An 11,623-nucleotide genomic window follows, 5' to 3' on the forward strand; every position below is an offset into this window, starting at 1 on the left:
GGCTGTGCGCCGCACCCCAAACACTCCTCGACATTTCGTAGAATAGGACCATGACCCACTCGAATGAGGTCCCGGCTTTCGCCGCCGAGCCCAACGCAACGTCCGCAGTCCCCGCAGAGCACGCATCGGCTGCTCAGCAGGGCGCCCCAGAGGCCCACCATGGCGCTGAGGAGCAGGGGGGAGGCGCGACGCTCACCGAGTACACGATGATCTCGGTCTTCCGACGAGAGACGCTCAACGAGCTCGTCCTGTCCGGGCGCGACGCCATCAAGGCCGTCGACGAACTCGACGGCATCGTCGCGGAGCTGGCGGAGAACGGCGTCAAGGTGCGCGGCTTCTACGACGTCTCCGGGTTCCGGCACGACGGCGAGCTCATGGTCTGGCTGCACGGTGAGGTGCCCGAGAGCCTGCAGTGGGGCCTGCGCCAGATCCGCCGAAGCGAGCTCATCGCGCCGCTCACGCCGTCCTGGCAGATCGTCGGGGTGCATCGCGCCGCCGAGTTCAGCGCGCGCCATATGCCGGCGTACATGCTCGGCAAGGAGCCGCGCCAGTGGGTCACCGTCTACCCGTTCGTGCGCTCCTACGAGTGGTACCTGCTCCCAGAGGACGAGCGTCGTCAGATGCTCGCCGAGCACGGCCGAGCCGGATCGGCGTACACGTCGACGCTCACCAACACCGTCGCATCCTTCGGCATCAGCGACTACGAGTGGCTCCTCGCGCTCGAGGACGACAACCTCCTCAACCTGGTCGACATGATGCGTGACCTGCGACAGACCGACGCTCGGCGCCACGTGCGCGAGGAGGTGCCGTTCTACACGGGTCGCTTCCTGCAGACCTCCGAGATCGTCGAGGTACTGCAGTGACCGACGTCGCCGCACAGCAGACCGGTTCGAAGCCGCAGGGCCGCAAGCCAGGCCCGGCGACCTTCACCCGCGTCGAGGTCAATGCTGCCGTGAGCGCCGCCTCCGATGCCGCCAAGTTCGGCCCCGAGCACACGACCGAGCCGGTCGCCTACGACGGCATCCTGCTCGCCTCCTTCGGCGGCCCGGAAGGACAGGACGAGGTCATCCCGTTCCTGCGCAACGTCACGGCAGGCCGTGGCATCCCCGACGAGCGGCTCGAGGAGGTGGCCCACCACTACCGGCACTACGGCGGCGTGAGCCCCATCAACGAGCAGAACCGTCAGCTGAAGGCCTCCATCGAGCGGGAGCTCGAGCGGCGCGGCATCGACCTGCCCGTCTTCTGGGGCAACCGCAACTCCGAGCCGTACTTCAACGACGTGCTGCTCGACGCCCGCGAAGCGGGCTGCTCGACGCTCATCGCAGTCGCCACGAGCGCCTACTCGTCGTTCTCCAGCTGCCGTCAGTACCGCGAGGACTTCGCTGACGCGCTCGAGGACACGGGGCTCGGCGGGCAGCTCACGATCGACAAGGTGCGCGCCTTCTTCGACCACCCTGGCTTCATCGCCCCCTTCATCGAGGGTGTTCGCGACGCCGTGCTCAGCCTCGCTCGAGAAGACGCCGAGCTCGACCTGGCCACCGAGGTCGAGGTGCTCTTCACGACGCACTCGGTGCCGATGGCGGACGCCGCGAACTCGGGCCCTCCTGGCGCGGGCTTCGGTGAGAGCGGCGCATACGCCGCCCAGCATCTCGCCGTCGCGGAAGTCGTGGCCCTCGCGGCCCTGCAGGAGCTCGCGGAGGACACGACCATCTCAGACCGAGTGCCAGAGCAGCTCTCCTGGCAGCTCGTCTACCAGTCGCGCTCCGGCCCGCCCTCGCAGCCGTGGCTCGAGCCCGACATCAACGACGTCATCGCCGAGCTCCCCTCGAAGGGCACCAAGGCGGTCGTCGTCGTGCCGATCGGCTTCGTCTCCGACCACATGGAGGTGCTCTGGGACCTCGACAACGAGGCGAAGGACTCGGCAGCGGATGCGGGACTCGCGTTCCGCCGCACTCCGACCCCCGGCATCCACGCCAAGTACGTCGAAGGTCTCGTCGACCTCGTACTGGAGCGCCGCGACGCGCTCCCCGTCGAAGAGCGTCCTGCGATGACCTCGATCGGACCGTGGTTCGACGTATGCCGCCCAGGGTGCTGCGCGAACAAGCGACTGGGCTTCAAGCCGGCGGTCTCCGGACTGCTGCCGTGACCCTGCGGATCGGCACGCGAGGCAGCGCGCTCGCGGTCGCGCAGACGTCGACGATGGCTCGGGAGCTCGAGCGCATCACGGGTGAGCAGACCGAGCTGGTGCGAGTGACGACCCATGGCGATGTGACGCGCGCCGCACTGTCGTCGCTCGGCGGCACCGGTGTGTTCGCGAGCGAGCTGCGGGATGCGCTGCTCGCGGGGGAGTGCGACCTCGTCGTGCATTCGCTCAAGGATCTCCCGACCGCGAAGGCTCCCGGCCTCACGGTGGCCGCGTACCCCGTGCGGGAAGATGCGCGTGACGCGCTCTGCTCGCTCGGCGGAGCCTCCGGACTCTCCCTCGCGGAGCTTCCGCACGGCGCGAAGGTCGGCACCGGTTCGCCACGGCGCGTGGCGCAGCTCCTGACGCTGCGGCCCGACCTCGAGATCCGCGATATCCGCGGCAACGTCGAGCGTCGTCTCCGCTTCGTCACGGACGGCGAGCTCGACGCCGTCGTGCTCGCTGCTGCCGGGCTCGAGCGGCTCGGCTTCGCGGATGCCATCACCGAGCGCTTCGACCTCGCCGACTTCCCCAACGCTCCCGGTCAGGGCTGCTTGGCCATCGAGGTGCGCGACGACGACGCACCTGCGGGCGTCGCCGAACTCGACGACCGAGAAGCGCGTGCGGCGGTGCTCGTCGAACGCGGCATTCTCGCGACGCTCGAAGCCGGATGCGCGGCTCCCGTCGGCGCTGCAGCCCGGTACGCCGACGGAAAACTCGAGGCGTGGGCTACCGTGTATGCAGTAGACGGATCTTCGCGGGTCTCCAGCAGGCGTGCCGTGGAGGTCTCCGACCCCGGCGCATTCGATGCCGCCCAGGCAGAACTGGTCTCGCTCATCTCGACGGACCTCTTCGATCAGGGTGCTGTCGCGCTGATGGCCTGAACGGAGGGTCCGGACGTGAACGGAGGAACCACGATGGATGCACCGCTGAAGGGCTGGAAGATCCTCGTACCCCGTGGAGGCGTCTGGGGTGGCGACGTCGCGGAGGCCGTTCGCGCCCGTTCGGCGTTCCCCATCACGGCCCCGCTCATCAACTTCGCGAGCCCGAACGAGGACGACTCCCGGGTGCTGAGCGACAAGATCCGCCTGCTCGAGAGCGGGCACTACAACTGGATCGCGGTCACGAGCGCCACGGCTGCCGATGTCATGCACTCGCTCGGCGTGAAGGTGCCGGACCACACGCTCATCGCGGCGGTCGGCGAGACGACCGCGGCCTCGCTGACGACGGCCGGGTACCGGGTGGACTTCGTTCCCACGCACGACAACTCCGCCAAGGGGCTGCTCCTGGAGTGGGCCGAGGCGGCTCGCCGCCAGCCGCCCATCTCGGTGCTGTGGCTGCGCTCGGAGGTCGCTCGACCGACGCTCGCGGAAGGGCTCGCCAGGCGCGGGCACCTCGTCGACTCGGTCGTCGCGTACCGCACGGTGGGTGTGCCGGCGGCGGAGAGCATCCAGTACGACATCCGCAACAGCCGGATCCGAGCGATCCTCGTGACGAGCGGCTCCGTGGCGGAGCAGGTGCACAAGCAGTTCTCGCCGATCCCTGATGAGATCTACATCGCCGCGATCGGCCCCCGGACCGCGAAGGACGCCAGGCAGCTGGGTCTCCGCGTCGACGTCGTCGCCAAGCAGCGCTCGGTCGCATCGCTGCTCGACGGCCTCGAGTGGCTTGCGAGCGGCAGCGACATGCCGGTGACCGAGGCCATCGATCTGAAGGCGCTTCGCGCGTTCGAGGCGAGCGAGCTGCAGGCCGAGCACGACAGTCGACCGGTGCCGAAGGAAGACATCCCTGCCCTCGACGAGGGACGCGGTCAAGCCCCCAATGACCGCTGAGTTCGCCGCCTGCTGGGCGGATCGGACCCACATGCCGACAAGCCGGGCCGCGTCCGCGACCGTCGGCGCAGAACTCCTGAGGAAGGACACGATCGCATGATCTCCCCGAGCCGCAGGCCTCGTCGCCTGCGCCAGAGCGACGCCGTGCGCCGCCAGGTCCGCGAGGTGCGCGTGCACCCGAACGACCTCATCCTGCCGCTGTTCGTCCGCGAGGGCGTGAGCGAGCCGATCGCGATCTCGTCGATGCCCGGCGTGCAGCAGCACTCGCTCGACTCGCTGCGCCGCGCGGTCGAGGAGGCGGCGACGCTCGGAGTCGGCGGGGTGATGCTCTTCGGCGTGCCGGAGACTCGCGACGCCGTGGGCTCGGGCGCGACCGATCCGAACGGCATCCTCAACGTCGCGGCCCGCAAGCTCGCGGAGGAATTCGGCGAGGACATCGTCGTGCAGACCGACCTCTGCCTCGACGAGTTCACCGACCACGGCCACTGCGGCGTGCTGGATGCGGCCGGTCGTGTCGACAACGACGCGACGCTCGAGCGGTACGACGCGATGGCGATCGCCCAAGCCGACTCCGGTGCTGCGATGCTCGGGATGTCGGGGATGATGGACGGCCAGGTCGCGAGTGCGAGGGCCGCCCTCGACGCAGCCGGGCACACCGACGTCGCGATCGTCGCCTACTCCGCGAAGTACGCGTCGGCGTTCTACGGCCCGTTCCGGGAGGCTGTGGACTCGCAGCTCCAGGGAGACCGTCGCACCTACCAGCTCGACCCGGCCAACCGCCGCGAGGGCATGCGGGAGGCGCTCATCGACATCGATGAGGGCGCCGACGTCGTCATGGTGAAGCCGGCTGGCTCGTACCTCGACGTGCTCGCCGATGTCGCCGCGGAGTCGATCGTTCCCGTGTGGGCCTACCAGGTCAGCGGCGAGTACGCCATGATCGAGGCCGCCGCGGCGAACGGCTGGATCGACCGCGATCGCGCGATCGCGGAGTCCATCACGTCGATTCGACGCGCTGGCGCCGATGCCGTGCTGACCTACTACGCGAGTGAGCTCGCGCGCACCCTGGCGTCGCAGTCGGGCACGCCAGTGTCGGCGGCCCATGGCAGAGTGGATGCACGATGAACCACGACGTCTCCGCCTCGCTCTTCGCCCGCTCGCTCGAGGTCACGCCCGGGGGTGTGAACTCGCCGGTCCGCGCGTACGGCTCGGTTGGGGGCACGCCTCCCTTCGCTGCCTCCGCGACGGGTCCGTACCTGACCGACGTCGACGGCAACGAGTACGTCGACCTCGTCAGCGGGTGGGGCCCCATGCTGCTCGGGCACGCGCATCCCGCCGTCGTCGAGGCAGTCCAAGACGCGGCGGCTCGCGGACTCTCGTTCGGAGCCCCCACCCCCGCTGAGACGCAGCTCGCGGAGCTCGTCGTCGATCGCATCGCCCCCATCGAGCAGGTGCGCCTCGTCTCCACGGGAACCGAGGCGACCATGACGGCCCTGCGGCTCGCACGCGGCTACACGGGCCGCGACCTCATCGTGAAGTTCGCGGGCTGCTACCACGGCCACTCCGACGGCCTCCTCGCGGCCGCGGGCTCGGGCCTCGCCACGCTCGCGCTCCCGGGCTCTGCCGGTGTGCCGGAAGCCATCACCTCGCAGACCATCGTCGTCCCGTTCAACGACCTCGACGCCGTGCGCGCCGCGTTCGCCGAGCATCCCGGCGAGATCGCCGCTGTCATTACCGAGGCGTCACCCGCGAACATGGGCGTCGTCCCTCCCGAGCCTGGCTTCAATCGCGAGCTCGCCCAGCTGTGCTCGTCCGAGGGTGCCCTGCTCGTCTGCGACGAGGTGCTCACCGGGTTCCGCACCGGGCCAGCAGGTTGGTGGGGCGAGGAGCAGAAGACCGAGTCCTCGAGCGGATGGCAGGCCGACCTGTACACGTTCGGCAAGGTCATCGGCGGCGGCATGCCCGTCGCGGCCCTGGGCGGTCCGCGCGAGATCATGAGCCACCTCGCCCCGCAGGGCCCCGTCTACCAGGCTGGCACGCTCTCGGGGAACCCCGTCGCGGTCGCCGCCGGCATCGCGACGCTCTCGCACGCCGACGACGCCGTCTACGCTCGCGTCGACGCGGCTGCCGAGCGCATCCGCACCGCGACCTCCGAGGCGCTCACCGCCGCGGGCGTCGCCCACTCGGTGCAGAACGTCGGCAACCTCTTCAGCTTCACCTTCGGCGATGGCGCGGCGCTCGGCTGGACCGGAACCGGCGGCGGGCCGCGGAACGAGGACGAGGTCAAGCGCCAGGAGGCCTGGCGCTACCCGCCGTTCTTCGCCGCGATGCTCGACGCCGGTGTCAACCTGCCGCCGAGCGTCTTCGAGGCCTGGTTCGTCTCGGCTGCCCACGACGATGCGGCCATCGACCGCGTTCTCGCGGCGCTCCCCGCAGCAGCCCGGGCCGCGGCCAACGCCTCGGCACCCGAGTAGGGCCGCGTTGGAACGCCGAGCCGTCGACGAAAGGGCCTAGAAGCCACGTGGAGGAACTCACCAACTGGGTGCTCGACCTGAGGGGCTCCGGCTGGAGCTTCGCGGTCGTGGCGCTCGTGCTGCTCGTCGGCGGCGTCGTCACCTTCCTGCCGAGTCAATCGCTGGTCGTGGCGATCTCCGCCCTCACCGCCGGAGATCAGGGGTGGACGGCCCTCATCAACCTCTTCGGACTCTTCGCGTTCTGCGTCGTCGGCATGGTGCTCGGCGACATCGGCACGTACTGGCTCGCCAGGGGCGTCGGGTTCGGCAAGTGGAGCTGGATGAACGGGCGCCGGCTCACCGCCGTGCGCACGCGAGTCGGCGATCAGCTGAAGACCCGTCCGAAGTGGGTCATGGTCACCGTGCGGCTGCTGCCGCTTGGGCGCATCGCGACGGTGCTCGCCGCATCCGACGCCCGGATGCCGATGCCCACCTTCCTTCCGCTTTCCGTGCTCGCGAGTGCCGTGTGGGTTGGCTACGCGGTGGTGATCGGCGCCGTGTTCGGCTCGTTCAGCACGGACAACCCGCTGCTCATGATGGTGCTCGCCGTGGTCACGGCCATCGCTCTTGGCCTTCTCGCGCAGGTGGTGAACGGCTGGTTCGAGAAGCTCACGGACCGCCGGAAGGCCGACGTCGCAAGCTAGGGCACCCCGCCCACGGAGTCGGAGAGTCTGCGGGATGCAGAACGCGCTTCGCTGAGAGGCGTTCCCCTCGAGGAAGCGAGTTCCGTATCCCGAGACTGCCCGGCTGTCGACGGTCGGAGCGGTGGAGCTGGGCTCCGCCTGCCTACGCGGCGTCGGTCTTGCCGCGGAGCTCGGCGAGCTCGCGGCCGGACTCCGCCGCCTTCGTCTCGGCTTCGGACTTGAGGTCGGCGGCGAGGTCGGCGAACTGGTCGAGTGCCGGGTTGACGCCCACGAGCGTGAAGGGACGCTGCACGACGCGGAGGTCGAGGCCCCATGCGTCCTGGAGCAGACGGGTCAGGTACGGCGTGGAGTGGTCCCAGCCTTCCTTCGGGGTGCCCTCGTCGTAGTTGCCACCGAGGACGGTCGCGAGGGTTGCGGGCTTCCCGGCGAGCGTCGTGCTTCCAGCGTTGGTGCGCGGGTCGGTGTAGGCGAGGTCGAACCAGAGCTTGAAGTGCTGCGAGATGCCGTAGTTGTAGAGCGGCACGGTGAAGAGCAGGGCGTCGGCCGCGATGATCTCGTCGGCCAGCTGCGCTGCGAGGGCGACGGCGGCGCGCTGCTCCTCGGTGCGGTCGTCCTCGGGCGTGAAGCCAGCGTAGACGGCGTTCTGCCAGGCGTCGGCGGGGATGGGCGACTCGATGAGGTTGCGGCGTGTGACAACCGAGTCGGGGTGTGCCTGGGTCCACTCGGCCTCGACGAGGTCGCCGAGCGCGCGGCTGGCGGAGGTGGCGGGGAGCAGGCTGGCATCGATACGGAGAAGGGACATGCGGGGCTCCTTGAAATTTCACAGAGTCGCTATGAAAACCAGAGCGACTCTGTGCAGATTAGCACGGGTACACTGGCGGCATGGCAGAGAAAGCGCAGGAGCACGGCGCCGCGGAATGCGACGGCGCCATCTCGCTCGCCTTCACGCTGCTGGGCAAGCGCTGGAACGGCATGATCATCGATGTGCTCGGCTCGCAGCCCCTCACCTTCGTCGCCCTGCGCCGCGCGGTGACGGGCATCAGCGACGCGGTCCTCTCCGACCGCCTGACCGAGCTCGCCGGGGCCGGACTCGTCGCGCGCACCGTCAACGATGGCCCGCCGATCTCGGTCAGCTACGAGCTCACGACGGCCGGTCAGCGCCTCATCCCGGTGCTCAAGCAGCTCGGCACGTGGGCATCGGAGAACCTCGAGCACGCCCCGCTGACCTGATCCAGCGTCAGTCGCCCTCGAATCAGGCGTCACCCCGCACGCGCACGACCGTTCGCCCGCGCACCGCCCCATCGAGGATGGGCTGCGCGACCTCGACCGCCTCCTCGAGGGCGACGACCTCGGTCATCGACTCGAGCAGTTCGCTGTCGAGCTCGAGGAGCCTGTTCCAGGCCTCGGCCCGCACCTCCAGGCTCTGCACGACCGAGTTGATGCCGCGCAGCGTCACGCCGCGCAGGATGAACGGCAGGACCGTCGTCGGCAGGTCGGTACCCTGCGCTAGCCCGCACGCCGTCACCAGCCCTTCTCGTCTCGTCTGCGCGATCACGTTCGCGAGGGTCGTCGAGCCGACCGCGTCGATGGCCCCGGCCCAGCGCTCCGTCTGCAGTCCCTTGCCCGGCGCATCGGAGAGCACGTGCCGGTCGATGATCTCGGCCGCGCCGAGGCGGCGCAGGTAGTCACCCTCCTCGTCACCGCGGCCAGTGGATGCGACGACCCGGTAGCCGAGTCCCGCCAGCAGGGCGATCGCGACGCTGCCGACGCCACCCGCCGCACCCGTCACGAGCACATCGCCGTCGCCGGGCGCGACCTGCTTCTCGAGCGCCAGCACCGACAGCATCGCCGTGTACCCGGCAGTGCCGATGGCGGCCCCCTGCATGAGGGACATCTCCTCGGGTAGGTGGATGAGCGACTCGTCGTCGACGAGGCACAGCTCGGCGAGGCCGCCGTGCCTGCTCTCGCCGAGCCCCGCACCGTTCAGCACGACGCGGTCGCCTGGCACGAAGTTCGGCGTGCGCGACTCCCGAACGACGCCGACGACGTCGATGCCCGGGACGAGCACATCCGCTCGACTCACGCCGGGCCTGCCGGCGAGCAGCAGGGCGTCCTTGTAGTTGAGGCTCGAGTAGGCCACGTCGACGAGCACCTGGCCGCGATGGAGGCGGCCGTCGCCGAACAGCTCGTCGCCGAGCTCATCGAACGCGACGTCGATGCGAGGCTTCCCCGCGTCGTCGGTGGACTTCGTCGTCAGGTATCCGCGAACCATGGCGCCATCGTAGGGGGCGCGGATCAGAGCTCCCCAGGATCCGCTGCACGGAGCCGACCGCTCGCCGCTCGCTGCTCTGCTGCGCTGCCGCTCTGCAAGACTGGCTGGCATGATCACGGTCCGCACCTTCACCGAACTCAGTGCCGCCGAGCTCTGGGGCATCCTGCACCTGCGCTCGAGCATCTTCGTCGTCGAGCAGGACTGCGTGTACCTCGACCCGGACACGGCCGACTTCGCCGACGGCACCCTGCATGCGTTCATCGGCGACGACCCCCTCTACCCGCACAGCTACGCGAGACTCCTCCCCATCGGCTGGCCGGACGAGCACCTGCCGACGCACCTGTCACGCCCCATCGGCAGGGTCGTGACGGCCGAGAGCTCCCGCGGCCTCGGATACTCGGCTCAGATCATCCGCCACCTCGTCGAGATCGCCGAGAGTGAAGGCCTCTCGACCTCCCTCAACGGGCAGGCCCACCTCGAATCCTGGTACGCGAGATTCGGGTTCGAACGATGCGGTGAGAACTTCATGGAGGACGACATTCCCCACGTGCCGATGGTGAAATACACATCGAGCCCTGACTCATGATTTACTCGCTCGTAACAAGCATGAATCAGTTGGTCGCAGTGCCGCGGCTAGCTTGAGATCCGGGCGCCGCTGCGCGGCGCTCGCTCTCTGCTTACGTATAAAGGAGCACCATGAGTAACTTTGCCAAGTCGTCTCCCTCCAGGAAGTTGCGCATCACCACAGGAATCGCCGCCATGAGCGTCGGCGTCTTCATGCTGGCTGCGTGCTCGTCGACGACCGAAGGTGGCAGTCCAGATGCGGAGGGCGATGCTGCCGCTGCCGTCTGTGGGCCCGACACGGCTGCATCCGTAGCCGACGTCACGCCCGTCGACGCACCGACCGCTCAGGAGCGCTCCGAGGCGCTCAAGATCGGCTCGCTGCTTCCGCAGACCGGAACCCTCGCCTTCCTCGGCCCGCCCGAGATCGCGGGTGTCGACCTCGCAGTCGCCGAGATCAACGCCTCGCCGTCCGGTGTGCTCGGCGGCAACATCACCGTCGTCCACCGTGACTCGGGCGACACGTCGACCGACATCGCGACGCAGTCGGTCACCGACCTGCTGAGCCAGAACGTGTCCGCCATCGTCGGCGCGGCATCCTCGGGCGTCTCGATGACGGTCATCGACCAGATCACCGGTGCAGGCGTCGTGCAGATCTCGCCGGCGAACACCTCGGCCGAGTTCTCCACCTACGCCGACAACGGCTTCTACTTCCGCACGGCCCCCTCGGACATCCTCCAGGGACGCGTCAACGGAAACACGATCGTCAACGACGGCAACGCATCCGTCGGCATCATCTACCTGAATGACGCCTACGGCTCGGGCCTCTCCGAGAGCATCACCACAGCAGTCGAGGCTGCTGGCGGCGAGGTCGTCGCGTCTGAAGCCTTCAACGAGGGCGACAGCCAGTTCTCCGCGCAGATCGACGCCGTCACGGCCGCCGACCCCGACGCGATCGCGCTCGTCGCGTTCGACCAGACGGCGACCATCGTTCCGCAGCTCATCGGCACCAAGGGCTTCCCCGCCGACAAGCTCTACATGGTGGACGGCAACATGGCCGACTACTCCGCTGACTTCGAAGAGGGCACGCTGAACTGCGCCAAGGGCACCATCCCCGGTGTCGTCGCCTCCGACGACTTCCGCGCCCAGCTGCTCGGTATCGACCCGGACCTGAAGGACTTCACGTACGGCGCTGAGTCGTACGACGCGGTCATCCTGGCAGCCCTCGCCGCACAGGCCGGCGGTGCCGCTGACCCGGCGACGATCAAGGACAACATGCAGAAGGTTTCCGTAGAGGGTGAGAAGTGCACCACCTACGCCGACTGCGTCGCGCTCCTCGAAGCTGGAACCGACATCGACTACGACGGCGTCTCCGGACCGATCTCGTTCGACGAGAACGGCGACCCGTCAGAGGCCACGATCGGCATCTACCAGTACGGCAACGGCAACACCTACTCCAACATCGGAGAAGAGGCTGGCCAGCTCTAAGCTGACCCGCTGAGCGAAGGGCCCGGGATGCACGCATCCCGGGCCCTTTCGCGTGCCCTGGCGGGGCTGGGCTTGGCCCTATCGCATGCCCGAGCCGAGCATCCGCCCGCCCCGCTGCCGTCCTCTCCCTCCCC

12 protein-coding genes are annotated in these 11,623 nt (G+C 69.0%); 10 read left to right on the forward strand and 2 right to left on the reverse strand.

The genetic code is table 11. From position 1 onward, the window contains the following. Positions 1 to 50 precede the first annotated feature (50 nt). The 7 genes from hemQ to C5B99_RS16780 all read left to right on the forward strand — a co-directional run bounded on the left by hemQ (position 51) and on the right by C5B99_RS16780 (position 7,168). Positions 51 to 863, forward strand: coding sequence for a hydrogen peroxide-dependent heme synthase (gene hemQ, locus C5B99_RS16750; protein WP_104244123.1), 813 nt, complete (start codon positions 51 to 53; stop codon positions 861 to 863). 89 nt (positions 864 to 952) lie between these two features. Next, entirely contained in the window at positions 953 to 2,146 is a 1,194-nt protein-coding gene (locus C5B99_RS16755) for a ferrochelatase (protein WP_258063497.1), read from the forward strand. Next, on the forward strand, positions 2,143 to 3,066 hold the full coding sequence (hemC, locus tag C5B99_RS16760) for a hydroxymethylbilane synthase (protein ID WP_258063490.1): 924 nt from the start codon (positions 2,143 to 2,145) through the stop codon (positions 3,064 to 3,066). Before C5B99_RS16755 ends, hemC begins: the two co-directional genes overlap by 4 nt. 33 nt (positions 3,067 to 3,099) lie before the next feature. After that, on the forward strand, positions 3,100 to 4,014 hold the full coding sequence (locus C5B99_RS16765) for a uroporphyrinogen-III synthase (RefSeq protein WP_104244129.1): 915 nt from the start codon (positions 3,100 to 3,102) through the stop codon (positions 4,012 to 4,014). A 96-nt stretch (positions 4,015 to 4,110) separates the two neighbouring features. Continuing rightward, positions 4,111 to 5,136 (forward strand): porphobilinogen synthase, encoded by a 1,026-nt coding sequence (gene hemB, locus C5B99_RS16770; RefSeq protein WP_104244131.1) that lies wholly within the window; start codon positions 4,111 to 4,113, stop codon positions 5,134 to 5,136. Beyond that, complete coding sequence (gene hemL / locus C5B99_RS16775; RefSeq protein WP_104244133.1) at positions 5,133 to 6,485, forward strand: glutamate-1-semialdehyde 2,1-aminomutase; 1,353 nt, start codon at positions 5,133 to 5,135, stop codon at positions 6,483 to 6,485. Before hemB ends, hemL begins: the two co-directional genes overlap by 4 nt. A gap of 47 nt (positions 6,486 to 6,532) precedes the next feature. Then, positions 6,533 to 7,168 carry a DedA family protein gene (locus tag C5B99_RS16780; protein ID WP_181059529.1) on the forward strand — a complete coding sequence of 212 codons (636 nt, stop codon included), beginning with the start codon at positions 6,533 to 6,535 and terminating at the stop codon, positions 7,166 to 7,168. Positions 7,169 to 7,310: 142 nt separating this feature from the next. On the opposite strand, the gene C5B99_RS16785 is transcribed toward C5B99_RS16780, so the two are convergent. After that, on the reverse strand, positions 7,311 to 7,970 hold the full coding sequence (locus C5B99_RS16785) for an FMN-dependent NADH-azoreductase (protein ID WP_104244135.1): 660 nt from the start codon (positions 7,968 to 7,970) through the stop codon (positions 7,311 to 7,313). An 80-nt stretch (positions 7,971 to 8,050) separates the two neighbouring features. Here C5B99_RS16785 and C5B99_RS16790 point away from each other — a divergent pair, with 80 nt between their 5' ends. After that, positions 8,051 to 8,398, forward strand: coding sequence for a helix-turn-helix domain-containing protein (locus C5B99_RS16790; RefSeq protein ID WP_104244137.1), 348 nt, complete (start codon positions 8,051 to 8,053; stop codon positions 8,396 to 8,398). A gap of 22 nt (positions 8,399 to 8,420) precedes the next feature. Here the strand turns inward: C5B99_RS16790 and C5B99_RS16795 are convergent, their stop codons facing one another. Continuing rightward, positions 8,421 to 9,440: an acryloyl-CoA reductase gene (locus C5B99_RS16795; protein WP_104244139.1), complete on the reverse strand. Its 1,020-nt coding sequence runs from the start codon at positions 9,438 to 9,440 to the stop codon at positions 8,421 to 8,423. A gap of 109 nt (positions 9,441 to 9,549) precedes the next feature. Between C5B99_RS16795 and C5B99_RS16800 the strand changes: the two genes are divergently transcribed. Beyond that, the gene (locus tag C5B99_RS16800) at positions 9,550 to 10,026 is read left to right on the forward strand and encodes a GNAT family N-acetyltransferase (protein ID WP_104244141.1); all 477 of its coding nucleotides are present in this window, start codon (positions 9,550 to 9,552) and stop codon (positions 10,024 to 10,026) included. Between the two features lie 110 nt (positions 10,027 to 10,136). Then, on the forward strand, positions 10,137 to 11,489 hold the full coding sequence (locus C5B99_RS16805; RefSeq protein ID WP_104244143.1) for an ABC transporter substrate-binding protein: 1,353 nt from the start codon (positions 10,137 to 10,139) through the stop codon (positions 11,487 to 11,489). Positions 11,490 to 11,623 lie beyond the last annotated feature (134 nt).

Origin of the sequence: Pseudoclavibacter sp. Z016 (assembly GCF_002931215.1) — a bacterium.
In the GTDB taxonomy this organism is placed as follows: domain Bacteria; phylum Actinomycetota; class Actinomycetes; order Actinomycetales; family Microbacteriaceae; genus Pseudoclavibacter.